Below are 25452 nucleotides of genomic sequence, written 5' to 3' on the forward strand. Positions count from 1 at the left end.
CCGACCAGTCGGTACGTTCAGCACGCCCGGTCCCACGGCCGGGCCACCCGGACCCGGACGACGGAGGACCCATGTCCCAGCAGGTGCCACAGGTTCAAGGCCGGTGCGACGAGCGCTTCACGGCGGTGCGCGAGGCGTTCGAGGGGAACTTCCGCGAGCGGGGTGAGCTGGGGGCGGCGGTGGCCGTCACGCTCGGCGGCGAGACCGTGGTGGATCTGTGGGGCGGCTGGGCCGACGCGGCGCGCACCCGCCCCTGGGAGCGGGAGACGCTGGTCAACGTGTGGTCGACGTCGAAGGGCCCGACGTCCCTCTGCGCGCACATCCTGGCCGACCGCGGGCTGCTCGACTTCGACGCCCCGGTGGCCGCGTACTGGCCGGAGTTCGCGGCGGCGGGCAAGGAGTCCGTCCTCGTACGGCATCTGCTGTCGCACCGCGCGGGCCTCGCGGGACTGCGCGAGCCGCATTCCGTCGAGCAGCTGTACGACTGGGAGCTGACCGCGCAGCGGCTTGCGGCGCAGGAGCCCTGGTGGGAGCCGGGAACGCGGTCCGGTTATCACGCGATGACGTTCGGCTTCCTCGTCGGCGAGGTGGTGCGACGGGTGTCGGGGCTGCTGCCGGGTGCCTTCCTGGAGCGGGAGGTGACCGGGCCGCTCGCCATCGACTTCACGATCGGGCTGCCGGAGAAGGAGGCGGACCGGGCCGCGGAGCTGGTGCATCCGCGGGCCGCGGCGACCAGTGAACAGGCGGCGATCTTCTCCCAGTTGGCGCCGGTGGCCCTGGCCGCGCTGCTCAACCCCGTGGTCGGCGCCACCGAGGGCAACACCGAGCAGTGGCGGGCCGCGGAGATCCCGGCGGCGAACGGCCACGGCACGGCGCGCGCGGTCGCCGCGCTGTACGGGATCTTCGCCGGGCGGGGCTCGTGGGACGGACGGCCGATACTCTCCCCCGAGGCCGCCGAGCGGGTGCGCGAGGGCCAGGGCAGCTGCCGTGACCTGGTGCTGGGTGCCGGGTTCGAGAGTGAGACGGAGATCGGCCTCGGCCTCTGGCTCAGCGGGTCCAACGGATCGTACGGTCCCAACCCGAAGGCTTTCGGTCACGACGGCTTCGGCGGCTCCTGCGGTCTCGCCGACCCGGAGGCGGGTGTCTCGCTGGGGTACGTGATGAACCGCATGGGCCCGCACATCGCCGACGACCCAAGGAAGATGGCGCTTGTCGACGCCCTGTACCGCGCGCTCTGAGGCCGTCGCGAGCAGGCCGGGCGACGCGGGTCGGATTCGGCCGAACTGCCCGGCCGCTCTTCCCTGGTGGTTTAGACCAATGCTAGATCTGGTCGCGCAAAGATCCCGCACGACTACGTCTTGTCACCAGGAGGCGCGGACATGGCCCGCTCCACCACATCCGACCACGACCCGCTCTACTGGAGGATCGCCCACGATCTACTCGGCGAACTGCGCGACGGAACCATTCCGCCGGGGGAACGACTGCCCGGCGAGCGGCACTTGGCCACGCACTTCGGGGTCAGCCGCGAGACCGTGCGACAGGCCCTGCAGATGCTGCGCCGCGACGGGCTGGTCGCCACGGACCGCCGGGGCAGCCACGCGACGCTGCCCGGCGCCACGGCCGAACCCGGCGCCGACGCCGCCCACATGCCGTCGCTCACCTTCCCCGTGGGCGCGCAGACCACGGAGCCCTGCCGGGCGACCGTCACCTGGGAAGAACCCCCCGCGGAGCACGCCCTGGCCCTGGGGCTCGCTCCGCGGCGGCCGACGCTCGTACATCGCTACGAGTCGGTCGCGGCCGACGGCAGCGGGCTGCGTACGGCCCTGACGTCGTTCTCCGTCGTCGCGGTCACGGAGGTCGCGGAGCTGGCCCGCTACCGCGACCGCGCGGACGGCTCGGCGGCGGCCCAGCTGTGGCGCGCGTACGACTGGATGCGCAAGGCGGGGCTGACGCTGCACCACCGTGACTCGATCACCCAGTTCCCCCCGTCGGTACGGGTCACCCGGCGCGTGCACGACCAGCATCACCGTCCACTGGAGATCACGGACCTTGTCGCGGATGCCCGACTGGACGCCCTGGTCTACGAGTTCACCCTGCCGGCGGCCGGCTGACCCCTGTGTCGCGCGCGCGGTCCACGGCGGGGCGAACCGGCACCGCTGGAGGTACGCGACGTAAGGGCACGGCCGGTGCTGTGAGGGGTACGGCCATGCGGGGCGCCGTACCCCTTGCCCGGACGGTCAGGTGCGGCCATCCGGCAGATTGCGGGAGCGCCGCACCCGCATGGCGTCACGCCCCGGCCGTACCGCTCTCCCGGGTGGCCACGACCATCCGGCAGCGCGGGCTTCCGTCGGGCCGCTGTCCGAACCCGGGCAGGGCGACGAGCTCCACCCGGAATCCGGCGCGCACCAGTTCCCGGCGTACGTCTCCGAGGCGGAAGGCCCGGTAGTACATGACGAACGGCGGACGCCACAGGGCGTTGCGCACCCGCATCGCCGTGTCGAAGCCCAGCAGGGCCCAGTACCAGGGCGAGGCGGGGCGCGGCGGGGCCGCGACGGGGAACGCGAACCGCCCGCCGGGCCGCAGCACGGAGTGGACCTGAGCGAACAGACCGGGCAGCTCGGCCGGCAGGAAGTGCCCGAAGGCGCCGAAGCTCACGACCAGGTCGAACACGGGGCCGAACGGCAGCGCGCGGGCATCACCGCGGACCCATGTGACGTCGGGCTGGCCGACGGCCCGCGCCTGCTCCCGTCCCACCGCCAGCATCCCCGCGCTGATGTCGACCCCGGTGACGCCTTCCCGGCACACCGTACGCAGCACGTCGACGCCTGCCCCGGTGCCGCAGCACAGGTCGAGCCCGCGGTCGAACGGCCCCATCGGCTCCAAGGCACCCTCGACCGCTTCCAGGACCGAGTCCGGGGTCCGGAACGGCGTGTGGTCGAACTTGGGTGCGAGCAGGTCATAGCCGTGCTCGACGGACGACAGGGCCTGAACGGCCAGTTCGCGGAGGGTGGGACCGTGCGGTGAGAACATCGCGCTCAGCTTAGGGGCAAACGCGCCGCGAAGATGCTCGCCTTCGGAGGCACAGATACCGGAAGAGATCGCCTTCGGCAGCGGCGGGCGTCGAAAGGGGTCACCTTCGGCCGAGGGGCAGCGCGCGCCGGGCGGGCTCGCCTAGGGTCCGCTTCATGACTTCGTTCCGTCCCGCCCCCGCATGGCTGGCCGACGCCGTCTTCTACCAGATCTATCCGCAGTCGTTCGCCGATTCCGACGGCGACGGCATCGGCGACTTCAACGGGATCGTCCAGCGCCTCGACCACCTCGTGTGGCTGGGCGTCACCGCCGTCTGGCTCAACCCGTGCTTCGTCTCCCCGTTCCGCGACGCGGGGTACGACGTCTCCGACTACCTGAACGTCGCGCCCCGCTACGGCTCGGCCGACGACCTGGCCGAGCTGGTCGACGAGGCGGGCCGCCGAGGTATCCGCGTCCTTCTCGACCTCGTCGCCGGTCACACCTCCGACGAACACCCGTGGTTCACGGCCTCGGCGAACGACCCGGACGACCACCGCTACATCTGGGCGCCCGAGGGCCGCCCGGACGGCTTCGTCACCTCGCCCGGCACCCGTCCGGGCGCGTATCTCCCGAACTTCTTCGACACCCAGCCCGCTCTCAACTTCGGCTACGGTCGCAAGAACCCGGCCGAGCCCTGGCGACAGCCGGTCGACGCCGCGGGCCCGCGCGCCAACCGCGAGGCACTGCGCACGATCATGGACCACTGGCTGGGTCTGGGCCTGGCCGGTTTCCGCGTGGACATGGCGGCATCACTCGTCAAGGACGACCCCGGCAGGACGGAGACGGCCAGGATCTGGACGGAGCTGCGGCACTGGCTGGACACGGCTCACCCGGACGCGGTGCTGCTGTCGGAGTGGGGCGAGCCCGAGGTGTCCGTCCCGGCCGGCTTCCACACGGACTTCTTCCTCCAGTTCGGCGGCGCGACGGACGGCCTGCCCCTGCGCTCGCTGTGGAGCAACGGCGACGGCACGGTCAACGAGGCCTGGGACCCGCTGGACTGCTTCTTCGACGCGAGCGGCAAGGGCTCGCCGCGCCCCTTCGTCGAGGCGTGGCGCAAGGCCTCCGACGCCGTCGGGGCCACCGGCTTCGTCTCCCTGCCCACCGCCAACCACGACTTCTCCCGCCTCAACTGCGGTCCGCGCACGGCCGAGCAGCTCCCCGCGGCGTTCGCCTTCCAGCTGACCTGGCCGACACTGCCGGCGATCTACTACGGCGACGAGATCGGCATGCGCTACGTCGGGGGCCTGCCCGACAAGGAGGGCAGCGTGCTGGGCCCCCGCTACAACCGCGCGGGCTCGCGCACCCCGATGCAGTGGGACGACGGTCCGGGCGCGGGCTTCTCCACGGCCCCGGCCGACCGGCTCTACCTGCCGCTCGACCCGTCCCCGGACCGCCCGACGGTGGCCGCCCAGCGCGCCGACGACGGCTCGCTCCTCCATCTGGTGCGCCGCCTCGTCGCCCTGCGCGCGAGCACCCCCGCACTCGGCTCGGGCGGCTCGGTGGAGGTGCTGCACACGGGGTACCCCTTCGTGTACGTCCGGGGCGGCCGCTATCTCGTGGTCGTCAACCCGCAGCGCAACGAGGTGCGTTGCCCCTACGACGCCACGCGGGAGGCACGCGCGCTGGAGGCGTCCGGCGTGCGGGTCGGCAACGGCACCATCGAGGCTGAAGGGTTCTCGTACGGCGTCTTCGACCTGGGCCGGTAGATCAGCTCCGGGGGACTCCCGGCCGCACCGGGAGCGCCCGCACGCTGTTGCCCACGAAGCTGGAGTGGCGCGCCAGTTCCGCCTCGGGGACGGCGAGTTCGAGGTCGGGGAAGCGGGTGAACAGCCGCTCCAGGGCGATGGTGGCCTCCATCCGGGCCAGCGGCGCGCCGAGGCAGTAATGGGCGCCGTGCCCGAGCGACAGGTGGCGCGTGGTCTCGGACCTGGCGGGCCGGGTGACGTCGAACCGGTCGGCGTCCGGCCCGTGTGCGGCCGGGTCGCGTCCGGCGGCCGAGTAGCCGGCCAGGACGGGGGTGCCCGCGGGGATGACGGTGCCGTCGACCGTCAGATCGCGCACCGGGTAGCGGAACGGGAAGTAGCTGACGGGGGCGTCCCAGCGCAGGGTCTCCTCGACGACGTCCGGCCAGCCGGCGTCTCCTTTGCGCACCAGCTCCAGCTGGTCGCGGTTGCCGCACAGCGCGCGTACGGCGTTGGTGATGAGGTTCAGCGTGGTCTCGTGCCCGGCGATGATCATCAGGACCAGGGTGCCGATGAGTTCCTGCTGGCTGAGCCGGTCGCCGCCCTCGTCCCGGGCGGCGATCAGCGCACTGGTGAGGTCGTCGCCCGGGCGCTCGGCCCGGGCGGCGGCCACCGTGCTCAGGACGGCCACCAGCTCCCGGTTGGCGGCGATGGCCTGCTCGGGCCCGATGTCCGTGGCCACCACCTGGTTCGACAGGTGGTGCAGTCGGTCCCGGTGCTCGGCGTCGACGCCGAGCAGTTCACCGATCACACCCATGGGCAGGGGCAGCGCGAAGTGCGCTCGTAGATCGGCGACCTGGCCGCCCTCCTCGGCCGCGCGCCCGAGACCGTCGAGCAGCGCGGACGTCAACTCCTCTATCCACGGTCGCAGTCGCTCCACCCGGCGGGCGGTGAAGGCCTTGCTCACCAGCGATCTGAGCCGCCGGTGGTCCTCACCGTCGGCGGTTGTCATCCCCTGCACGGTGGCGAAGGTCAGCAGCGGCCACCCCGGCGCGGTCCGCCCCTCTTGCAGCGCGGTGAAGTGCCGTGCGTTCTTGGCCACTTCGGGGTGCGCGAGGAACTCCTTGAGCGCGTCGTGCCCGAGGACCGCCATGCCTTCGATGTCACCGGGCAGGAGAACCGGCGCGACGGCGCCCCGCGCGAGCAGCCGCGCGTTGTCGGCGTGCGGACAGCCGCCGGCCGGGTCCATGCGGTGCGGCTGCGTGCCGGACGAGGTGTCCAACGAGGTCTCCTGACTGCGGCGTCGGGTCGGGGCCGTACGACGGACGAGTCTGCCTGCTCGCGGTACCCCGCGCACACGCCCCCGGCGCTCCCTTCAGGCCATCACAGGAAGGGAGTACCCGGGTCCATGCCGGACAGCACGCGGCCGTAGATCTCCATGTTGGTGGTGGGGTTGACGAAGGAGTGCAGACACAGCGCGTGGATGTCGCGGGTGATGCGTTGCATGGGCACCTCCTGGTGAAGGGAGGAGGCTCCGCTCGCGGCGGCGAGCAGGTCGACGGCCTCCCGGCAGATCCGGGTCACATAACCGCTCTCGGCCCGGATGCGCGCCCGCTCCAGCGGGGTGTACGGGAGGTCGTCGCGGGCCTTGGCCTCGATCTCGGCGGTCAGCCGGGCCAGGTGCAGCTCGGCACCGCCGACCCTCATCTCGGCCTCGGCCACCTGGAGATGGGTGACCGTGGCTTCGTTCTGCCGCTCGTGGAAGGTGTACGTGATGCCGCGCCGGTGGATGCGCTCGGTGAACTCCGCCACCGCCGCCCGGGCCAGGCCAAGGGCCACCGGGGCCGACCAGGCGCAGAACAGCAGCAGTACCGGCATACGGTAGAAGGGGTCGTCCGCGTTGGCCTTCGACGGGAACCGCCCGGCGAGCATCGGCCCGACCGCGAGCATGCGGTGCGCGGGAACGAAGACGTCACGGGCCACGACCGTGTTGCTCCCGCTGCCGGCCAGCCCCGTGACGTGCCAGTCGTCCAGTATCTCCAGCTCGGCCATGGGGACGGCGGCCCACCTGATCTCCGGCGGCCCCGGCGGGAGCTGTCCGTCGGCGGCGGCCACCGCGGTCGTCAGCAGGTGCCAGTCCGCGTGATGGCAGCCGGTGGCGAAGGCGGAGGTGCCGCTGACGCGGTAGCCGCCGCCGTACGGCACCGCCGTGGCACCGGGGATCAGCGTCCCGCCGATCCTGACGTCCGGGCCGCCGGGGCCGGTGAAGAACTCGTCCTGCGCCTCGTCGGGGAAGAGCGCCGCGATGTACGAGACGCCCGCCTGACTCAGCGTCATCCACGCGGTGGAAGCGCACTCGGCGGCGATCTCGGCGAAAGCGTCGACCTGGGTCCGCAGCGGAGTCTGGTGACCGCCGTAGCGGCGCGGCACGTTCATACGGTGGATCCCGGTGCCGGTCAGCGCCTCGACGACCTCGTCCGGCACCCGCCGCTCACGCTCGGCGCGCAGCGCGTTCTCCCGGATCAGCGGTCGCAGTGCTCGTACGCGTTCGACGATCCCGGCATCGACCATGCCGACCACCGTCGCGCGCCCCGCCTCCCCTGTCAACGCTGCCGCGACCGGCCGCGTGGGCGGGAATGAGATGGCTCTCGGCCGTGTTGCAGGACTGGATCGCGTATCCAGTGGTACGCTGCCGATGGCACTTGTGTAACGCCCCTTCTTTCGGCGCCGGTGCCCAGTCCTTCTCCATCAGCTGTCGCGCCCGTCCTTCACGACCGGCGATCCAGCTTCTCAGCACCACCTCCTGAGCACGGCCACGGACAGATCGTTCCGTCCGCCGCACCCGAGGTGTTTCCGCCGCGCACAGGCGTGAGCACGCCGCCTCCGGCCTCTCCCCCCTTCCTCAAGACCGCATGACCTCATGACCCAGTCCGTGAAAGGACCTCTCCGATGACCACCACACTCGAACACCCTCCCGTACAGCAGCAGCTCCCGGCCCACGCCACCGGTGTCCTCGACATCGCACAGGGCGGGCAGGGGTACCTGCGCACCGGGAACTGCCTGCCCACTCCGAACGACCTCCAGGTCCCCGCCGCGCTGATCCGCCGTCACGGCCTGCGCAAGGGCGACGTCGTCGAAGGCGTACGCGGCGGCCAGCGCGGCCTCACCGAGGTGGCGTCGGTCAACGGCCGCGCCCCCGAGCAGCTGCGCGGCCGCCCCCACTTCCGTGACCTCACCCCGCTGCACCCCCGCGAACGGATCCGGCTCGAACACCCCGCGGGCGGGCTGTCCACCCGGGTGATCGACCTGATCGCCCCGGTCGGCAAGGGCCAGCGCGGGCTCATCGTCGCCCCGCCCAAGACCGGCAAGACCGTGCTGCTCCAGCAGATCGCCGCGGCCGTCGCCGGGAACCACCCCGAGTGCCACCTGATGGTGGTGCTGCTCGACGAGCGCCCCGAGGAAGTCACCGACATGCGGCGGTCCGTGCGCGGCGAGGTGTACGCCTCGACCTTCGACCGGGCACCGAAGCAGCACATCGCGCTCGCCGAACTCGTCGTCGAACGGGCCAAGCGGCTCGTCGAACAGGGCCAGGACGTCGTCATCCTCCTGGACTCGCTCACCCGGCTGTGCCGGGCGCACAACAACACGGCCGCCGCCGGAGGCCGCACGCTCAGCGGTGGTGTCGACGCTGCCGCGCTCCAGGGCCCCAAGCGGTTCTTCGGCGCGGCGCGCCTGGCCGAGGAGGGCGGTTCGCTCACCATCCTCGCCACGGCCCTGGTGGAGACCGGCTCCCGCGCCGACGACTTCTTCTTCGAGGAGCTCAAGAGCACGGGCAACATGGAACTCCGCCTCGACCGCGCACCGGCCGCCAAGCGGATCTACCCGGCCGTCGACATCACCCCGTCCGGCACCCGCCGCGAGGAACTCCTGCTGCCTTCGGCCGAGTTGGCCGCCGTACGAGGACTGCGCCGCGCCCTGCAGACCCGGGACGGCCAGGCCAACCTCGAAACCCTCCTGGAGCGCCTGCGCGCCACGCCGGACAACACGGCCTTCCTGCGCCAGGTCCAGCCGACGCTGCCCGCCGCATAGGCGGCGCTTGCGGCATCCGGGTGCTCGATCCCCCCGCCCGGCCCAGGCATCCCCGCGTGGGCGGTCTCCGTTCCTACGGTGTCCGGTATGACTATCAGATTCTCATCCCGCATGGTTGGCTCCTGCTCCGCCCTCTGCGTGGTCGGCGCACTCGCTCTGGTGCCGGGCCCGGCCGTCGCCCGCACCGGCGTCGACCCTGCTGCCCCAAAACCCACGGCGTTGCAGCCGCCGCCGCTGTACCGGTCCGGCACGCAGGTGCGGCCACGGGCCGGGGCACCCGAGGTCCCGAACGTGTCGGCGCTGTCGTGGCTGGTGGCCGACGCGGGCACCGGCGATGTGCTCGCCTCGCACGACGCGCACCGCCCGCTGCCGCCCGCCAGCACCCTCAAGACGCTCTTCGCCCTCACCATGCTCCCCACGCTGCCCGGCGGCATCCGGCACACCGTCGCGGAGCGGGAACTGGAGGGACTCGGCGACGGCAGCAGCACGGTCGGCGTCACGGAAGGACAGACGTACCAGGTCACGGACCTGTGGCGCGGAATCTTCCTGCACTCCGGCAACGACGCCGTGCACGTACTGGCCTCGATGAACGGCGGCTGGGACACCACGGCCCACCAGATGCAGGCCAAGGCCCGCGCCCTGGGCGCCCTCGACACCCATGTCGTCTCCCCCGACGGCTACGACGCACCGGGGCAGACGTCGTCCGCCTACGACCTCGCGATCTTCGGCCGGGCCGGTCTGAACCGCGAGGACTTCGCCCGGTACTGCTCCACCGTCGATGCCACGTTCCCGGGCAACGGTGGGGCGTACGAGATCCAGAACACCAACCGGCTGCTGACCGGCGCCGACGGGATCGCGCCGTATCCCGGCCTGATCGGCGTCAAGAACGGCTACACCAGCAACGCGGGCAACACACTCGTGGCCGCCGCGCGCCGGGGCGGCCGCACGCTCGTCGTCACGGTGCTGAACCCTCAGTCGGGCGGCGGCTTGGCCGTGTACGAGGAGGCTCGCTCACTGCTCGACTGGGGGTTCGGCGCCGCCGGGCGCGTCGACCCCGTCGGGTCGCTGCTCTCCGCGCGCACCGTGGCGCAGGCGGGCCCCGCCACGCCGGATGCCGTCATGGCGCAGGACGGTGGCGGTCCCGGCTGGCCGGTGACGGGAGCGATCGCGGGTGCGGCCGCCGTGGGCGCGGGGGCCGTGGTGCTGGCGCTGCGCTTCAAGGGCGGGCGGTCCGGGCGGCGCTGACCGACCGGCAGCCGCAGCAGCAGTCCGAGAGTGACCCACACATAGGTGTTGCTGCCGAGGAACCCGTCGACGCCGGACGCGTCGTCGAACCACAGCCAGACGACGCTGCTGCACAGCACCACGTACAGAGTGCCGGCGACCCGCGGCAGGCGTCGGCGCCACAGGACGGCGAAGGACGGGAGCAGCCAGACCAGATGGTGCACCCAGGTGATCGGGCTGACCAGGCAGGCGGCCAGGCCGGTGAGGGCGAAGGCGGCCCGCCAGTCGCCCGCCCGCAGGGCGCGGTGGGTGCGCCGGGCCCAGACGGCCAGGACCAGCACGACCGCCACCGCCCAGACCGCACGGCTCGGTTCGCCCGGTGCCGCGAGCCGTGCCAGGACGCCTTGCAGCGACTGGTTGGAGACATAGTCGAGGCGGCCGACGCGGGCGGTGTCCCACACCGCCCGGGTCCAGTAGAAGCGGGAGGCGTCCGGCGCCGCCCACGCCGCGAGCGCGGTGGCGGCCCCGGCGACCGCCGTCGCGACGGCCGCGGCCCGCCAGCGGCGGGCGAGCAGCAGCAGACCGATGAAGAGCGCGGGCGTCAGTTTGACGGCCGTCGCGAGGCCGATGCCGACGCCCGCCCGGCGCCCGCGCCCGGTGGACAGCAGCCAGGCGTCGCCGAGCACGAGGGCCAGCAGCAGAAGGTTGACCTGGCCGAAGCTGACGGTGTCGCGGACCGGTTCGAGCAGCGCCAGCGCACAGCCGGCCAGGGCCCAGCCGAACCAGCCGTGGCGCCGCAGAGCGGGCCCGGTGAGGATCAGCAGCACCGCGGCCGTCGCCGCGAGGTTGAGCAGCAGCGCGAGCGCGACCGCCGTCGGCAGGCCGACCAGGGCCATCGGCAGCATGCCGAGGGCCGCGAACGGCGGATAGGTGAATCCGTACGTCGTCCCCGGCACCCGGTAGTCGTAGATACGGCCGCCGTGGTGCACCCACGCGTCGACGGTCCCGTAGTAGACGCGCAGGTCGAACCAGTCGCGCAGCAGCGGCACGGTGGCGGTGAAGACGGCGACGGCGGTGGCGAGGGGCAGCACGAGGGCGAGCCGCCCCCGGTCGGTGTGCGGCAGTCTCACGCGGTCCGCCCCGGCACCGGTGCCCGCGCCGTCTGATGAGCCTGCCAGAGCACGACCAGGGCGAGCACACCACCGGAGACGGCCAGGACCACCTGCGCGGTGTCCGGCGGTCCGCCGTTGGGCAGCACCGCGAGCGCGAGCACGCAGCCGACAGCGGCGGCGACACGGTGGCGCAGGGAACCGCTGGGGGCGGCCGCCGCGATGAGGAACAGGCCCCACAGCGCGTACCAGGGCCGGATCGCGGGGCCGAGGACGGCCACCACGGCCAGGCTCAGCCCGAGCGCGTAGACCGGGCCGGGCCGCAGCCGCAGCCAGATGAACAGGACGGCGGCCGTGGTCGCCACGAGTCCGGCCGCCTGCCAGGCCGGCAGGGCGAGGGGCGCGAGATCGCTGCCGAGGTTCTCCAGCAGGGCGCCGGTGGCACGGCCGAGGACGCTGGTGGGCGACCAGTTGTGGGGCGAGACAGGGGTCTTGAGGGCGGCGATCCAGCCGTATCCCGTACCGGCGACGGCGGTGGCCAGGGCGGTCGTGGCGAGCGCGCCGGCCGTGGTCGTCGCCACCGCCCGCGCCACACCGACGTGTCGGCGCAATGCCACCACGGCGACCAGGCCGAGCACCGCCGGCGCCTTGACCAGCGCGGCCAGCGTCACGAGGACGACGCCCAGGACGTGCCACCGGCCGCGCGCGGCCACCAGTCCGGCGCCGAGCAGCCCCAGCATGACGGCGTCGTTGTGCGCCCCCGCGACCAGATGCAGCAGCACCAGCGGGTGGAGAGCGCCGAGCCACAGCGCGGCGGCCGGGTCGACGCCGCTGTGCCGGGCGAGCCGGGGCAGTGCCGCCGCCATCAGCGCCACCCCGAGCAGTGCGACCAGCCGCATGCCGAGCAGCCCGGCCGGCAGCTCGCCGCGCGTCAGGCCGGACAGGGCCGAGGCGACGGCGAGGAAGACCGGTCCGTACGGGGTCGGCGTGTGCTGCCAGACCGGGGCCACCTGGTCCGCGAGCGGCCCGCCGAGCCGCGCGGGGCCGTACGCGTACACGTCGATGTGGGCGTCGACCATGGCGCCCTGGGCGAGGTAGCTGTAGACGTCGCGGCTGAACAGGGGCGGTGCCAGCAGGAGCGGCGCCGCCCAGGCGGCGAGCACCCCCAGGAGCGAGCGCACGGTGGGCGGTTCGGGGCCTCGTACGACTGTGCCCAGCAGCGCCCACGCGGCGATCAGCAGAACGACGCCGAAGTACACGCCGACCAGTCCGAGCGCCGCGCGCCCGGACTCGGGGGCGATCAGCTCGCGGGCCGGCAGGGCCCCGGCCGTCTCACCGCCCGCCGCGAGGAAGGCGGTGCCGGCCAGGCCGAGGGCCTGACAGCGGCGGAGATCGACGGGGAAAGCCATGGCCAACACTCGGGAAGCGTGTCAACGCCGGATGGCCGGAAGGCGACGCACTTCCCTCCGGGCGGCGGCCTGCGTGTGACCGCCGTGTGCGCGGGGCCGGGCCGATGGGTTCGGACCCTCAGAACGCCGGTGAGTTCGGACCCTCAGAACACCGACACGCCCGTCAGGGTCGTGAAGCGGTCGAGGGCCGCGACGCCCGCCACCGAGTTGCCGCGCTCGTCGAGGCCCGGGCTCCACACGCACAGCGTGCAGCGGCCGGGGACGACCGCGATGATGCCGCCGCCGACGCCGCTCTTGCCGGGCAGGCCCACGCGGTAGGCGAAGTCGCCCGCCGCGTCGTACGTGCCGCAGGTCAGCATGACCGCGTTGACCTGCTTGGCCTGGCTCTGGGTGAGCAGCCGGGAGCCGTCGGCGCGGATGCCGTGCCGGGCCAGGAAGCCGGTGGCGAGCGCCAGGTCGGCGCAGGACGCCTCGATGGAGCACTGCCGGAAGTACTGGTCGAGGAGCACCGGCACGGAGTTGTCGATATTGCCGTACGACGCCATGAAGTGGCCGAGCGCGGCGTTCCGGTCGCCGTGCGCGGCCTCGGAGGCGGCGACGTCCTGGTCGAAGGTCAGCCGGGGGTTGCCGCTCTCGGCGCGCAGGAACTCCAGGAGCGACCCGGCCGCGTCGCCGGTCTGTGTCTGGAGCCGGTCGGTGACGACGAGGGCGCCCGCGTTGATGAACGGGTTGCGCGGGATGCCGCTCTCGTACTCCAGCTGGACCAGCGAGTTGAACGGGTTGCCGGAGGGTTCGCGGCCCACGTGCTCCCACAGGGCGTCGCCCTCGCGGGCCAGGTCGAGGGCGAGGGTGAACACCTTGGTGATGGACTGCGTGGAGAACGGCTGCCGCCAGTCCCCCACGCCGTACACCGTGCCGTCGAGCTCCGCGACGGCCATGCCGAAGCGGCGCGGGTCGCAGGCGGCCAGCGCCGGAATGTAGTCGGCGGGCCGGCCGCGCCCCGGGGTGCGCTCGATCTCGTCGGCGATGCGCTCCAGGACCGGCTGGAAGGCGTGGGACGACCAGGACGCGGACATGATCACCATTCTGCCGCCCGGTCACGCGGAACGCGCATCCGCCTCCGGCGGGCGGGGCCGGCGCCGGTCCGGCGGATCGGGCCGGAGGAAGGCAACGGTGTCTGCTGAGGGGCGGGCAGGTCGGACCCCGCGCCTGCGCCATGATCCGGCGAACAGGCCCTCGGCCGACCGGCCGACACCCCTCCCCGTGGCTTCCGGTGTTCGTCCACTGTTCAGATCTGCGGGGAGCCGCTGCCCGCGAGCACCTCGGGCCGCAGCAGCGACGCGAGCCGGTCGGCCGGCAACAGGCCCTTCTCCAGGACGAGTTCGGCGACCCCGCGCCCGGTGGCGAGGGCCTCCTTGGCGATGGCGGTGGCCGCCGTGTACCCGATGTGCGGGTTGAGGGCGGTCACCAGGCCGATGGAGTTCTCCACGGCGGCGCGCAGTTCCTCGGTGTTGGCCGTGATCCCGTCGACGCACCGCTCGGCGAGCGTCAGGCAGGCGGCCCGCAGATGCGTGATGCTCTCGGACAGCGAGTGCAGGATGATCGGCTCGAAGGCGTTGAGCTGGAGCTGCCCCGCCTCGGCGGCCATGGTGATCGCGACGTCGTTGCCGATGACCTCGAAGGCGACCTGGTTGACGACCTCGGGGATGACCGGGTTGACCTTGCCGGGCATGATGCTCGAACCGGCCTGTACCGGCGGCAGGTTGATCTCGTTGAGCCCCGCGCGCGGCCCGGACGACAGCAGCCGCAGGTCGTTGCAGCTCTTGGAGAGCTTGACGGCGATCCGCTTGAGCACCCCCGACATCTGGACGAAGGCACCGCAGTCCTGGGTGGCCTCGACCAGGTTGGCGGCGGTGACCAGCGGCAGCCCGGTGAGGGCGGCGAGCTGGCGGCGGGCCGACTCGGCGTATCCGGCGGGCGCGTTGAGTCCGGTGCCGATCGCCGTGGCGCCCAGGTTGATCTCGTGGATCAGTTCGACGGCCTCGGCGAGCCGGCTGCGGTCCTCGTCGAGCATGACGGCGTACGCGGAGAACTCCTGCCCCAGCGTCATGGGCACCGCGTCCTGGAGCTGGGTGCGGCCCATCTTCAGCACGTCACGGAACTCGACGGCCTTGCGGGCGAAGGCGTCCTGGAGCACCGCCATGGCCTTGAGCAGACCGCGCACCGCGAACACGGTCGCGATCTTCACGGCGGTCGGGTAGACGTCGTTGGTCGACTGGCCGAGGTTGACGTCCTCGTTGGGGTGCAGGTGCCGGTACTCGCCCTTGGCGTGGCCGAGCAGTTCAAGGGCCCGGTTGGCGATGACCTCGTTGGCGTTCATGTTCGTCGAGGTGCCCGCGCCGCCCTGGATGACGTCGACGACGAACTGGTCGTGCAGCTTGCCGTCCCGGATCTCCCGGCAGGCGGCCACGATGGCCGCGGCCTTCTTCGGCTCCAGCAGGCCGAGTTCCTCGTTGGCGAGGGCGGCGGCCTCCTTCACGGCGGCGAGGGCGTCGATCAGATGCGGGTACGTGGAGATCGGCGTCCCCGTGATGGGGAAGTTCTCCTTGGCGCGCAGGGAGTGGATGCCCCAGTACGCCTCGGCGGGGACGTCGCGGTCTCCGAGCAGGTCGTGTTCGCTGCGGTGGGCTGCGGCGGTCATGGCAGTGCGGGTCTCTTTCAGAGGGGGACGAGTCCGACGTACGGGGTGGGTGCGCCGGACATGTGAGGTGCGTACGTCGGGTGTGCGGGCGTCAGGAGTACGTGTGCCGGGTGAGGGGATCGAGAGCGCGGACGGGCCGGACGCCGCCGACCGGCCGGCCGCCGCCGAGCAGCGGCTCGCCCGCGAACTCGGCGAGCGCCGCCGGGTCGACACCGGCGCGCGCGAGGGCGGCCGCGGCGACCGGGACACGCGCCCGGTTCGCGCCGTCGGCGATCTTGACGGCGACGGCGCGGCCGTCCGGGAGCGCGGCGACCTGTACGCCCTCGAAGCCGTCCTTGGCGAGCAGTCCGGGCACGGCCCGCATCAGCGCGGCGACGTCGCGTCCGGTGCCGGAGGCCATCTCGGCGTGCTCGCGCATCGCGTCGGCCACCCGCGCCTCCGGGGTCCCCGAAGGCGCGGTGGTGATCCGGGCCGCGGCTCGCGCCAGGCCGTGCAGGGAGACGGAGAAGAGGGGGGCGCCGCAGCCGTCGACGGTCACCTTGGCGATGGCCTGCCCTGTGAGGTCCTCGACGATCTCGGCGATGGCCTGCTGGAGCGGGTGCGCGGGATCGAGACAGTCGTCGAGGGACCAGCCGTTGAGCTTCGCCGTGTACAGCATGGCCGCGTGCTTGCCGGAGCAGTTCTGGGCGAGCCGGGACGGCAGCCGCCCCTGGCGCACCCAGGACTCCCGCACGACCGGGTCGAACGGCAGGTCGGGCACATTGCGCAGATCGTCCTCGGTGAGCCCGGCCCGCTCCAGGATCCGCCGGGTGCCGGCCAGATGCCGCTCCTCGCCGGAGTGGCTGGCGGCGGCCAGCGAGAGCAGTTCCCCGTCGAGGGGCAGCCCGGCCCGCAGCATCGCCACGGCCTGTACGGGCTTGAGGGCCGAGCGTGGATAGAAGGCCGCCTCGATGTCGCCGATCTGCAGGTCCACGTTCCCGTCGGCGCCGAGCACCACGACGGACCCGTAGTGGATGCCCTCGATGACCCCTTCGCGTACGAGGTGGGCGACGGGGGTGTGCAGGGGCTCCCGGATCACGGGGGCCTCGGCCAGAGAACTGCCGTACAGCACCGCCTGGTTCACGCGTCCGCTCCGGAGGCCTTGCGGGCGACCCGGCCGCGTACGCCGTACCAGCCGGCCACCAGCGCCGCCGCGATCAGCGGCAGGCACAGCACCGTCGTACGGCCGGCGCCGCCGTCGGCGTACATCAGGACGAGCACGCTGACGAGGAAGCCGATGGTGACGATCTCGGTCCACGGCGAGCCGGGGAGGCGGTAGCTCGGCCTGGACAGCTCGCCGGTGCGGGTCTTCCGCCAGAACATGAGGTGGCAGAGCATGATCATGCCCCAGGTGGCGAGGATGCCGATCGCCGCGAAGTTGAGCACGATCTCGAAGGCGTCGGCCGGGACCACGAAGTTGAGGCCGACGCCGAGGATACAGATGCCGCTGGTGAGCAGGATGCCGCCGTAGGGGACCTGGCTGCGGCTCATCACGCCGGTGAACTTCGGCGCGGAGCCGGACATGGCCATGGAGCGCAGGATGCGGCCGGTGGAGTACAGGCCGGAGTTGAGCGAGGACATGGCCGCGGTGAGGACGACGAGGTTCATCACGCCGCCCGCCGCCGGGACGCCGATGTTGGAGAGGACGGTCACGAAGGGGCTCTGGCCGGCGGTGTACTTGTTCCAGGGCAGCAGCATCGACAGCAGGACGACCGAGCCGACGTAGAAGAGGCCGACGCGCCACATGATCGAGTTGATCGCCTTCGGCATGATCTTCTCGGGGTTCTCGGTCTCGCCCGCCGCGACACCGACCAGCTCGACGGAGGCGTACGCGAAGACGACGCCCTGGATGATCAGCAGCATCGGCAGCAGGCCGTGGGGGAAGATGCCGCCGTGGTCGGTGATCAGGGACGGGCCGGGGTGGTGGCCGTCGACCGGGTGCTGGGTGACCAGCAGGAAGATGCCGATGAGCATGAAGACGACGAGCGCGCTGACCTTGATGATCGCGAACCAGAACTCCAGTTCGCCGAACATGCGTACGGAGATCAGGTTCACGGTGAGGACGACGGCGAGCGCGATCAGTGCGATCACCCACTGCGGGATGTCGGAGAACATGCCCCAGTAGTGGGTGTAGACGGCCACCGCGGTGATGTCGGCGATACCGGTGGTGGCCCAGTTGAGGAAGTACATCCAGCCGGCCGTGTACGCGCCCTTCTCGCCGAGGAACTCCCGGGCGTACGACACGAAGGCGCCGGAGGAGGGCCGGTACAGGACGAGTTCGCCGAGCGCCCGGACGACGAGGAAGGCGAAGATCCCGCAGACCGCGTACGCGACGAAGAGGGACGGTCCCGCGTCGGCGAGGCGACCGCCCGCGCCGAGGAAGAGCCCGGTGCCGATGGCGCCGCCGATGGCGATCATGTTGACGTGCCGGGACTTCAGGGACTTGGCGTAGCCCGCGTCTCCGGCGTCGACGTGCCGCGAGGGCTGCGTCCCGGTCCGTATCGCGCCTTGGGCCTCGCCTTTGAGGGACTGCTCGCTCACGCCTGGGGTCCGCCTTCCGAAGGGGATGGTGCCGTGGAGTCCGTGGGGATCTGGGTGGGGGTGTCCGTGCGCGGGGTGCGCACGATGTCGGTGAGGGTCGTCTCGACGCGGTCCAGGTGGTGGGACATGGCCTCCACCGCGTCGTGCTCGCTGCGGTCGATCAGCGCCTCGACGATCGCCCGGTGCTCGCGGTTGGACTGTTCGCGACGGCCGCCCAGTTCGTTGAGGAAGGCCGACTGACGCGCCAGCGCGTCGCGGATCTCCTCGATCACCCGGCGGAAGACCGGGTTCTGGGCGGCCTCGGCGACCGTGAGGTGGAAGAGCGTGTCCATCGCGACCCACGCGGTGGTGTCCGTCTCCCGCTCCATGCGGTCCAGGAGATGGGCGAGGTGGTCGAGGTTCTCGGGAGTGCGCCGCAGCGCCGCGTACCCGGCGACCGGGATCTCGACGTGGCGGCGGACTTCCAGCAGGTCGCTGGCCACGTAGTCGCCGAAGGTGGGGTCCTCGACCGTGTGAGCCAGGACGAAGGTGCCCTTGCCGGTGCGGGACGCGGTCAGCCCCATCACCTGGAGGGCGCGCAGGGCCTCGCGGAGCACCGGCCTGCTGACTTCCAGGCGTCGGCACAGCTCGGCCTCGGAGGGAAGCTTCTCGCCGATGGCGTAGTCGCCGCGCTCGATGGCGCCGCGAAGGTGGCTGAGCACCGCTTCCATGGCGCTGACGCGCCGCGGTACCGCACCACCTGTCTGGCTGTCTGACAGGTTCACGGGTGTGATCCTCCGGGTAACGGGAGGCGACTGTCAAGGGTCTGAAAATGAGAATCGGCGCCCGCGGAACGGACGCCGATTCTCGTACCGCGGACGGACTCAGCTGAGCACACCCGTGCCGAGCAGGCCCAGGAGCAGCACGCCGATGACGATCCGGTAGATCACGAAGGCGTTGAAGGAGTGCTTGGCGACGAACTTCAGCAGCCAGGAGATGGAGCCGTACGCGACCACGAAGGACACGATCGTGCCGACGGCCAGCGGGGCGACGCCCACGCCCGTGCCCAGGGCGTCCTTCAGCTCGTACAGGCCGGCTCCGGTGAGGGCGGGGATGCCGAGGAAGAAGGAGAGGCGGGTGGCGGCGACGCGGTCGAGGTCGAGGATGAGCGCGGTGGACATCGTGGCGCCGGAGCGGGAGAAGCCCGGAAAGAGCAGCGCGAGGATCTGGGAGCTGCCGACCAGCATCGCGTCCTTGAAGGAGGTGTCGTCCTCGCCGCGCTTGTGCCGGCCCATCTGGTCCGCCGCCCACATCACGCCACTGCCGACGATCAGCGAGGCCGCGACCACCCACAGCGAGGCGAGCGGGCCCTCGATGAGGGACTTGGCGGCCAGGCCCACGATCACGATCGGGATGGTGGCGTAGATGACCCACCAGGCGAACTTGTAGTCGTGGTGGTGACGCTCGTCGCGGTTGCGCAGTCCGCGTCCCCACGCGGAGACGATCCGCACGATGTCCTTGAAGAAGTACACGAGCACGGCCGCGATCGCGCCGACCTGGATGACGGCCGAGAACCCGACGACGGCGTTGTCGTCGACGGGAATCCCCATCAGCCCCTCGGTGATCTTGAGGTGGCCGGTGGAGGAGACGGGAAGGAACTCGGTCACGCCCTCGACGGCTCCGAGGACGACGGCCTGACCGACGTTGATGACGCTCATGGGATCCAGTTCTGGGGTTGGTCGACAGTGTTGTAGACAGTCTTACTACGCGCGGGTGCACTCCGGCCGCTACGCCCACAGAGCCTGGGCGAACCAGACCCCGGCGAATGCCGCGCCGAGCCCCGCCGCCACACTCGCGATCGCGTTGGCGGCAGCGTAGAACCCCGCGCCGGTCTCGGTGAGCCGTAGTGTCTCGTACGAGAACGTCGAGTATGTCGTCAGCGCCCCGCACAGACCCGTGCCGAGGAGGAGCTCCAGGTGCGGGGAGGCGACGCCCGCCGAGGCCGCGCCGGTCAGGAGGCCGAGGACGAGACAGCCCGTGACGTTGATGGCGAAGGTACCCCAGGGGAAGACGGCGTCATGCCTGAGCTGCACCATCCGGTCGGTCACGTACCGCAGGGGCGCGCCGACCATGGCACCGGCGATCACCAGCAGCCAATTCACAACGACTTCTCACCTTTCCGGCCCGGGTTCTCGCGGGCCGCGTACCGGATGACCTCGCAGTCGTCGAGGATCAGCGCGGAGCCGCCGAAGCCCTCGATTCCCCGGAAGACGCTCGCTCCCGCCAGTCCGGCCGCGTGGGCGCGGTGCACGATCTCCGTGTAGAGCGGCTTGTGGTGCCAGGTGTCGCTCTCGCCGATGAGGACCGTCACGCGGAGCGCGCCGCCTGTGAGCCTTGTCATCGCCGCCTCCGTACGAGGACGCGGCGGGCCGCCGTCGCCGCGAGCCGGACCGCCGCGAGGGCCGCGAGCAGGGTCGCGGCGAGGTAGGCCAGCGCGGTGCGTGGATGGCCCGCGTCGACCAGCTTCTGGATGTCGACGGCGTACGTCGAGAAGGTGGTGAAGCCGCCGAGCACCCCGGTGCCGAAGAAGGGCCGTACCAGTCGGTGGGCCGGCCACACATCGGTGATCACGACCATGAAGACGCCGATCACGGCGCAGCCGACGACGTTGACCCAGAAGGTGGTCCAGGGGAATCCGCCCGACTGCGTGGGCCACAGCAGCGCGGCCGCGTACCGGGCGGTGCCGCCGATGCCGCCGCCGAGCGCGACGACCGCCACGACGGGGGCCTGGCCGTGCCAGGCGGAGCGCCGTCGGGCGGGGGCGCGTACGGCGATGCCGGGTTCGCCGACGCTTTCGGGGTGCGGGACTGTCATGTACGTACGTCTCCTACTCGCCGGGGCGCGGGCTCCCGGGCACTCCCCCGAGCTCTGGGCTTCGCTCGAGCGGGGAGGTGCCCCTGTCGCAAGTAGGGACCGTTGGCGGCCGCGGTGCCGCGGTTCGGGTACGGCGGGCCCCACCGCCGTGCCGCGAGGCAAGAATCGCGGCCGATGAACAGGTTAGCGCCGACGGCAGTGGCCCCGCACCCGGGTCAGCCGGCTCCTGCGGGCAGGCCGCACACGGCGACCCCGCGCTCCCCAGGGGCCCGGCTGACCGGTTCGCGACGCGGGGCCGGGCTCGCCGATTCATCACCCGAGGGCCGGGCCCACACAACACCGCCCGAGACCGGGCTCGGGGGTTCACCGGCCCGGGTATGCCGTGCTTCCGCGGCAGCGGGAGCGGTACCGGCGTCGCGCGATCACCAGCCCTTCTCGAACATGCGTCCGACCTCGGCGATGCGGACTTCGTCGCGGCGGTAGTACGTGCGTCGGCGGATCCTCTTCGTGCGCAGGAGACCGATGCCGGCGAGGAGGCCGAGATGGGTGTCGGCGACCGCTCTGCGGACGCCGAGCTTCACCGCGACGGCCGCCGCGGTGACGCCGTCCTCGACGAGGTCGCCGTGCCGGTCCGGCGGAAAGTGTGCGGCCGGGTCCTTCAGCCACTCCAGGATCTCCAGGCGTTTCTCGCTGATGGGTAGCTTCAGCATCTCGACCCTCCGTCCGAGCCTCCACGCGCCTCGTGGTCCTCTGTCAATGTCCCGCAGACCCGGCCGCCGCGTCCGGGACTCCGCGACCCTTGTCCAAGGCCGTTCGGTCGCCCGGCGCAAACAGCGAGGGCCCGGCCGCCCTCCGGCGGCCGGGCCCCGTCACCGCGGACTCAGCGGTGGCTGAACAACGTCATCGCCGGCAGCGCCTTGTCGTCGTAGCCGAACAGGGCCTGGTTCTCCCAGCCGTTGCCGGAGGCCGCGTCGGCCGGGTCCCAGCCGTTGCCGGTGACCGCCGTCCAGGTGGCCTCCCAGTAGAAGACGCCGAGGCCACGGCCGTTGGGCACGGCCTCCACGATGTTCATCACGTCGCGCAGCCAGGCGGACTGCCCGGCCGTGGTGGCGGCGTAACCGGACACCAGCTCACCGGTGGTGTCGATCTGGTTGGTGAGCGAGTCGTCGCTGTCGAGACGGAAGGGGTAGGCCGTCTCGGCGAGGAAGACCGGCTTGCCGTACCGGGACGCCGCGTCGTCCAACGTGGTCTGGAAGTCGTACAGCGAACCGTGCCAGTAACCGTAGTACGACAGACCGATGGCGTCGAAGTTCACGCCGCCCGCCACCGCCTTGTCGAACCACGCGCGGGTTCCCGCGAGGTCGCCGCCCTTGGCGAGGTGCAGCGCCACGACCGTGGACGAGGAGACCGCCTTGGTCGCGCTGTAGCCGGAGTTGAGCAGGCCGGCGAGCTGCGGCCAGTTGTCCGTGGAGCCCTCGGACCACAGCATGCCGCCGTTGATCTCGTTGCCGATCTGCACCATGTCGGCCGTGGTGCCCTGCGACTTGAGGGCGCTCAGGACGTCGTACGTGTGGTTGTAGACGTCCGTCTTGAGCTGGCTGTACGAGTGCCCGGCCCAGGCGGCCGGCTTGCTCTGCGCGCCCGGGTCGGCCCAGGTGTCCGAGTAGTGGAAGTCGACGAGCAGCTTCATGCCCTGCGCCTTGACGCGCTTGGCCATGGCGAGGACGCGCGTCTTGTTGTTGTAGCCGTCGGCCGGGTTCACCCACACCTTGAGGCGGGCGTAGTTCATACCGGCGGACTTGAGGATGGTGAGGGCGTCGCCGGTCGTGCCGGAGCCGGTCTTGTAGACACCGCCGAACGCCTCGCTCTTGGCCAGCGACGAGATGTCGGAGCCCTTGATGCCGAGTCCGGTCGTGCCGGAGGTGAAGGTCAGGTCGTCGACGTTGAGCCAGTTGCCCGCGTTGGCGTCGGAGTTGACGCTGATCGTGCACTGGTTGCCGGTCACCGCGACGGGGGTCACGATCCGGATCCAGCCGCCGGCGGACACCGGCAGGTCCGTGCGCTGCTCGGTGCCTCCGCAGTTCTTCAGCGCCAGATAGGCGGAGTTCTGGCCGCCGCCCGAGCGGACCCAGGCGGTGAGCGTGTAGTTCCCGTTGGCCAGCCCGGACAGGTACTGGTACGTCTCGACCTTGTAGGCCGAGGCCGACCAGTGCGTGAGGCGGTAACTGCCGCTGCGCCCACCGGACTCGGTGAAGGAGGCGGCGTTCTGGCCGGCCGCCGAGTACGTCGACCAGCCGGCCGGCGTCGCGGTGCCGGTGCCGTCCGACTCGAAGCCGGGATTGGTGAGCGTGGCGGCGGCCCGTGCCGAGGTGGCGGGCAGGGTGGTGAGCGCCAGACCTGCGAAGAGCGGTATCAGCAGGGCCCGTAGGGCGCGTCTCGCGTGGAACATCGTCGTCCCTTCGACGAAGGCGGGGGACCTGAAGGAGCGGAGCTGTGACGGCGCCGTGCCCGAACCGCTCCGGACACGGCGCCGCCGGGACCGGCCGGAGGTCCCCCCAGGAGTCCGGCCGGGGTCTTGGGGGGTCAGCCGTCGAGTCGTACGACCCTGACGGCGCCCGCGGGCACGGACACCTGTCCGGCGGCGCGCTCACCCGTGAGCAGCTCGGTGCCGTGGGCGTCGAGCGGCACCTTGGTGTCGAGCGCGGTGTGGTTGACGGCGAACAGGAAGGTGCCGGACTCGCCCGTGCGGCACACCACTTCGACATCGCGGGGCAGATCGGCGCGCGGCGCGATCCGGGCGTCGTCGGCGGCCCGGCCCAGAAGGGCGTCGAGGCCCTGGGCGGTCAGCCGGGTGGAGACGTACCAGGCGGAGCCCTCGCCGAACCGGTGCCGGGTGACCGCGGGGTGGCCCGCGGTGAGCCCGTCGGCGTACGTCCAGACGGTCTCGGCGCCGCGGGGCACCACGAACTCGCTCCACACGTCGCCCGTGAGCTCGGAGCCGTCGGGGCCGGTGACGCGGATCCGGTCGTCCTTCAGGAGCGGCGAGAACTCCTCGACGGTCAGGCCGAGTACGTCACGCAGGGCGCCCGGGTAGGGGCCGTCGTGCACGGCGTCGTGCTCGTCGACGATGCCGGAGAAGTAGGAGACGACAAGGGTGCCGCCGTTCTCGACGTACTCCTCGAGGTTGTTCCCGGCGGCCTCGGTCATCAGGTAGAGCGCGGGCACGACGACCAGCGGGTAGGCCGACAGGTCGGCTTCCGGGTGCGCGAAGTCGACGGTCAGGTGGCGGTCGTAGAGCGCCTCGTAGAACGCGTCGGCACGCTCGCGCGGATCGTGGTCCTCGCTGGGGCGCCACTGGAGGTTCTGCGCCCACCAGGACTGCCAGTCCCACAGGACGGCCACGTCGGCGCGGGTCCGGGTCCCGCGGATCGAACGCAACGAGTCGACGGAGGAGCCGAGTTCGACCACCTCGCGCCACACCCGTGTGTCCGTGCCGCCGTGCGGCAGCATCGACGAGTGGAACTTCTCCGCGCCGCGCCGGGACTGCCGCCACTGGAAGAACATCGCGCCCTCGGAGCCGCGTGCCACATGGGCGAGGGAGTTGCGGGCCATCTGGCCGGGAGCCTTGGCGGGGTTGTGGGGCTGCCAGTTGACGCCCGAGGTGGAGTGTTCGAGCAGCAGCCAGGGGGCGCCGCTCGCCACGGAACGCGTGAGGTCGGCGGCCATCGCGAGGTTGACGTGGGTGCGGCGGCCGTCGGTGATCAGGTAGTGGTCGTTGGTGACGAGGTCGACCTCGCGGCCCCAGGCCCAGTAGTCCACGGAGTCGCACTGGCTCAGGGCGGTCATGAAGTTGGTGGTCACCGGGATGCCGGGCGCGAGGCGGTGCAGGATGTCCCGCTCGGCGACGAAGTTCTCGCGCATGGTGGCGTCGGCGAACCGCTTGTGGTCGAGCGCCTGGCCCGGATTGCCGACCGTGGGCGTCAGGCGCGGCGGGTTGATCTGGTCGAAGCCGGCGTAGCGCTGGCCCCAGAAGGCGGTGCCCCATGCCTCGTTGAGGGCGTCGATCGTTCCGTAGGTGTCCGTGAGCCAGCGGCGGAAATGGGCGGCGCAGCTCTCGCAGTAGCAGGCCGAGACGGGGACGCCGTACTCGTTGTGGACGTGCCACAGCGCGAGGGCGGGGTGCTCGGCGTAGCGGGTGGCGAGCCGGGTGGTGATGTTCGCGGCGGCGGCCCGGTAGTCCGCGTTGCTGTGGCAGATGGCGCCGCGGGAGCCGAACTCGTAGCGGGTGCCGTCGGCGGTCACCGGCAGCGCTTCGGGGTGGGCGCGGTAGAACCAGGCGGGCGGTGCCACCGTAGGCGTGCCGAGGTCCGCGCGGATGCCGTTCTCGTGCAGCAGGTCGAGCAGGCGGTCGAGCCAGCCGAAGTCGTAGGCGCCCGGCGAGGGTTCGAGCAGTGCCCAGGAGAAGATGCCGACGCTCACCATGGTGACGCCGGCCTCTCGCATCAGCCGGACGTCCTCCTGCCATACGGTTTCCGGCCACTGCTCGGGGTTGTAGTCCCCACCGAAGGCGAGCCTGGTGAGGCCCTTGGGGGTGGTCTCCGGCATGGATTTCTCCCGGTTAATCGATCATTTGGGAACGTGCACACACATCGACAGCGGCACGAGCCCAACATAACCGCACAGCAACAACCATTGACAAGTGTCCTGGATGTTTCTCTACTGTGAACGCTCACAGA

The 25452-nt window shown here is 71.8% G+C and carries 21 protein-coding genes and 1 pseudogene; 5 read left to right on the forward strand and 17 right to left on the reverse strand.

Translation table 11 applies throughout. The annotated features are described in order from the left end of the window. Positions 1 to 71 precede the first annotated feature (71 nt). Positions 72 to 1238 (forward strand): EstA family serine hydrolase, encoded by a 1167-nt coding sequence (locus SAVERM_RS06990; RefSeq protein WP_010982742.1) that lies wholly within the window; start codon positions 72 to 74, stop codon positions 1236 to 1238. 141 nt (positions 1239 to 1379) lie between these two features. Further along, positions 1380 to 2111 (forward strand): GntR family transcriptional regulator, encoded by a 732-nt coding sequence (locus SAVERM_RS06995; protein WP_037646056.1) that lies wholly within the window; start codon positions 1380 to 1382, stop codon positions 2109 to 2111. A 175-nt stretch (positions 2112 to 2286) separates the two neighbouring features. Here the strand turns inward: SAVERM_RS06995 and SAVERM_RS07000 are convergent, their stop codons facing one another. After that, a complete protein-coding gene (locus SAVERM_RS07000) occupies positions 2287 to 3030 on the reverse strand; it encodes a class I SAM-dependent methyltransferase (protein WP_010982744.1) in 744 nt (247 codons plus the stop codon). A 155-nt stretch (positions 3031 to 3185) separates the two neighbouring features. On the opposite strand from SAVERM_RS07000, the gene SAVERM_RS07005 reads away from it, so the two are divergent. Then, positions 3186 to 4775 (forward strand): alpha-amylase family glycosyl hydrolase, encoded by a 1590-nt coding sequence (locus tag SAVERM_RS07005; RefSeq protein WP_010982745.1) that lies wholly within the window; start codon positions 3186 to 3188, stop codon positions 4773 to 4775. A gap of 1 nt (position 4776) precedes the next feature. On the opposite strand, the gene SAVERM_RS07010 is transcribed toward SAVERM_RS07005, so the two are convergent. Together SAVERM_RS07010 and SAVERM_RS07015 are read right to left on the reverse strand one after the other, a co-directional pair. Continuing rightward, complete coding sequence (locus SAVERM_RS07010; protein WP_171033244.1) at positions 4777 to 6000, reverse strand: cytochrome P450 family protein; 1224 nt, start codon at positions 5998 to 6000, stop codon at positions 4777 to 4779. A gap of 134 nt (positions 6001 to 6134) precedes the next feature. Continuing rightward, a complete protein-coding gene (locus tag SAVERM_RS07015) occupies positions 6135 to 7322 on the reverse strand; it encodes a flavin-dependent monooxygenase (RefSeq protein WP_037646268.1) in 1188 nt (395 codons plus the stop codon). A 378-nt stretch (positions 7323 to 7700) separates the two neighbouring features. Between SAVERM_RS07015 and rho the strand changes: the two genes are divergently transcribed. Together rho and SAVERM_RS39850 are read left to right on the forward strand one after the other, a co-directional pair. Continuing rightward, positions 7701 to 8840, forward strand: a complete 1140-nt coding sequence (gene rho, locus SAVERM_RS07020; protein WP_010982748.1) for a transcription termination factor Rho — start codon at positions 7701 to 7703, stop codon at positions 8838 to 8840. Between the two features lie 111 nt (positions 8841 to 8951). Next, positions 8952 to 9752, forward strand: a pseudogene (locus tag SAVERM_RS39850) (D-alanyl-D-alanine carboxypeptidase family protein); the annotation flags it as partial. Positions 9753 to 9811: 59 nt separating this feature from the next. On the opposite strand, the gene SAVERM_RS07025 reads toward SAVERM_RS39850, so the two are convergent. The 14 genes from SAVERM_RS07025 to SAVERM_RS07090 all read right to left on the reverse strand — a co-directional run bounded on the left by SAVERM_RS07025 (position 9812) and on the right by SAVERM_RS07090 (position 25321). Beyond that, complete coding sequence (locus tag SAVERM_RS07025) at positions 9812 to 11194, reverse strand: glycosyltransferase family 87 protein (protein ID WP_010982750.1); 1383 nt, start codon at positions 11192 to 11194, stop codon at positions 9812 to 9814. Continuing rightward, positions 11191 to 12582 (reverse strand): polyprenol phosphomannose-dependent alpha 1,6 mannosyltransferase MptB, encoded by a 1392-nt coding sequence (gene mptB, locus SAVERM_RS07030; protein WP_037646054.1) that lies wholly within the window; start codon positions 12580 to 12582, stop codon positions 11191 to 11193. Before mptB ends, SAVERM_RS07025 begins: the two co-directional genes overlap by 4 nt. A gap of 143 nt (positions 12583 to 12725) precedes the next feature. After that, positions 12726 to 13667 (reverse strand): glutaminase, encoded by a 942-nt coding sequence (locus tag SAVERM_RS07035; protein ID WP_010982752.1) that lies wholly within the window; start codon positions 13665 to 13667, stop codon positions 12726 to 12728. Between the two features lie 203 nt (positions 13668 to 13870). Next, positions 13871 to 15283, reverse strand: a complete 1413-nt coding sequence (gene aspA, locus SAVERM_RS07040; RefSeq protein WP_010982753.1) for an aspartate ammonia-lyase — start codon at positions 15281 to 15283, stop codon at positions 13871 to 13873. 91 nt (positions 15284 to 15374) lie between these two features. Then, positions 15375 to 16391, reverse strand: coding sequence for an asparaginase (locus tag SAVERM_RS07045; RefSeq protein WP_078234590.1), 1017 nt, complete (start codon positions 16389 to 16391; stop codon positions 15375 to 15377). Positions 16392 to 16402: 11 nt separating this feature from the next. Next, the gene (locus tag SAVERM_RS07050) at positions 16403 to 17863 is read right to left on the reverse strand and encodes an amino acid permease (protein ID WP_010982755.1); all 1461 of its coding nucleotides are present in this window, start codon (positions 17861 to 17863) and stop codon (positions 16403 to 16405) included. Beyond that, positions 17860 to 18573, reverse strand: a complete 714-nt coding sequence (locus SAVERM_RS07055; RefSeq protein ID WP_042492811.1) for a FadR/GntR family transcriptional regulator — start codon at positions 18571 to 18573, stop codon at positions 17860 to 17862. Before SAVERM_RS07055 ends, SAVERM_RS07050 begins: the two co-directional genes overlap by 4 nt. A 153-nt stretch (positions 18574 to 18726) precedes the next feature. Next, entirely contained in the window at positions 18727 to 19560 is an 834-nt protein-coding gene (locus tag SAVERM_RS07060; protein ID WP_010982757.1) for an undecaprenyl-diphosphate phosphatase, read from the reverse strand. 69 nt (positions 19561 to 19629) lie between these two features. After that, the gene (gene crcB, locus SAVERM_RS07065; protein ID WP_010982758.1) at positions 19630 to 20004 is read right to left on the reverse strand and encodes a fluoride efflux transporter CrcB; all 375 of its coding nucleotides are present in this window, start codon (positions 20002 to 20004) and stop codon (positions 19630 to 19632) included. After that, positions 20001 to 20243 (reverse strand): DUF190 domain-containing protein, encoded by a 243-nt coding sequence (locus SAVERM_RS07070; RefSeq protein WP_010982759.1) that lies wholly within the window; start codon positions 20241 to 20243, stop codon positions 20001 to 20003. The genes crcB (SAVERM_RS07065) and SAVERM_RS07070 overlap by 4 nt, the downstream gene beginning before the upstream one ends. Next, a complete protein-coding gene (gene crcB, locus SAVERM_RS07075; RefSeq protein ID WP_010982760.1) occupies positions 20240 to 20716 on the reverse strand; it encodes a fluoride efflux transporter CrcB in 477 nt (158 codons plus the stop codon). The genes SAVERM_RS07070 and crcB (SAVERM_RS07075) overlap by 4 nt, the downstream gene beginning before the upstream one ends. Before the next feature lie 422 nt (positions 20717 to 21138). After that, positions 21139 to 21426 carry a hypothetical protein gene (locus SAVERM_RS07080; protein WP_010982761.1) on the reverse strand — a complete coding sequence of 96 codons (288 nt, stop codon included), beginning with the start codon at positions 21424 to 21426 and terminating at the stop codon, positions 21139 to 21141. A 170-nt stretch (positions 21427 to 21596) separates the two neighbouring features. Next, positions 21597 to 23165, reverse strand: coding sequence for an arabinogalactan endo-1,4-beta-galactosidase (locus SAVERM_RS07085; RefSeq protein ID WP_010982762.1), 1569 nt, complete (start codon positions 23163 to 23165; stop codon positions 21597 to 21599). 134 nt (positions 23166 to 23299) lie between these two features. Beyond that, the gene (locus SAVERM_RS07090; protein ID WP_010982763.1) at positions 23300 to 25321 is read right to left on the reverse strand and encodes a beta-galactosidase; all 2022 of its coding nucleotides are present in this window, start codon (positions 25319 to 25321) and stop codon (positions 23300 to 23302) included. Positions 25322 to 25452: the final 131 nt, after the last annotated feature.

It is taken from the genome of Streptomyces avermitilis MA-4680 = NBRC 14893 (assembly GCF_000009765.2).
Lineage (GTDB): Bacteria > Actinomycetota > Actinomycetes > Streptomycetales > Streptomycetaceae > Streptomyces > Streptomyces avermitilis.

Bases quoted from the DNA above. Each gene is read 5' to 3' on its own strand.
- SAVERM_RS06990 (WP_010982742.1), top strand. From the start codon at position 72: ATGTCCCAGCAGGTGCCACAGGTTCAAGGCCGGTGCGACGAGCGCTTC.
- SAVERM_RS06995 (WP_037646056.1), top strand. From the start codon at position 1,380: ATGGCCCGCTCCACCACATCCGACCACGACCCGCTCTACTGGAGGATC.
- SAVERM_RS07000 (WP_010982744.1), bottom strand. From the start codon at position 3,030: ATGTTCTCACCGCACGGTCCCACCCTCCGCGAACTGGCCGTTCAGGCC.
- SAVERM_RS07005 (WP_010982745.1), top strand. From the start codon at position 3,186: ATGACTTCGTTCCGTCCCGCCCCCGCATGGCTGGCCGACGCCGTCTTC.
- SAVERM_RS07010 (WP_171033244.1), bottom strand. From the start codon at position 6,000: ATGGACCCGGCCGGCGGCTGTCCGCACGCCGACAACGCGCGGCTGCTC.
- SAVERM_RS07015 (WP_037646268.1), bottom strand. From the start codon at position 7,322: ATGGTCGATGCCGGGATCGTCGAACGCGTACGAGCACTGCGACCGCTG.
- rho (WP_010982748.1), top strand. From the start codon at position 7,701: ATGACCACCACACTCGAACACCCTCCCGTACAGCAGCAGCTCCCGGCC.
- mptB (WP_037646054.1), bottom strand. From the start codon at position 12,582: ATGGCTTTCCCCGTCGATCTCCGCCGCTGTCAGGCCCTCGGCCTGGCC.
- SAVERM_RS07035 (WP_010982752.1), bottom strand. From the start codon at position 13,667: ATGGTGATCATGTCCGCGTCCTGGTCGTCCCACGCCTTCCAGCCGGTC.
- aspA (WP_010982753.1), bottom strand. From the start codon at position 15,283: ATGACCGCCGCAGCCCACCGCAGCGAACACGACCTGCTCGGAGACCGC.
- SAVERM_RS07055 (WP_042492811.1), bottom strand. From the start codon at position 18,573: ATGGAAGCGGTGCTCAGCCACCTTCGCGGCGCCATCGAGCGCGGCGAC.
- SAVERM_RS07060 (WP_010982757.1), bottom strand. From the start codon at position 19,560: ATGAGCGTCATCAACGTCGGTCAGGCCGTCGTCCTCGGAGCCGTCGAG.
- SAVERM_RS07070 (WP_010982759.1), bottom strand. From the start codon at position 20,243: ATGACAAGGCTCACAGGCGGCGCGCTCCGCGTGACGGTCCTCATCGGC.
- crcB (WP_010982760.1), bottom strand. From the start codon at position 20,716: ATGACAGTCCCGCACCCCGAAAGCGTCGGCGAACCCGGCATCGCCGTA.
- SAVERM_RS07080 (WP_010982761.1), bottom strand. From the start codon at position 21,426: ATGCTGAAGCTACCCATCAGCGAGAAACGCCTGGAGATCCTGGAGTGG.
- SAVERM_RS07085 (WP_010982762.1), bottom strand. From the start codon at position 23,165: ATGTTCCACGCGAGACGCGCCCTACGGGCCCTGCTGATACCGCTCTTC.
- SAVERM_RS07090 (WP_010982763.1), bottom strand. From the start codon at position 25,321: ATGCCGGAGACCACCCCCAAGGGCCTCACCAGGCTCGCCTTCGGTGGG.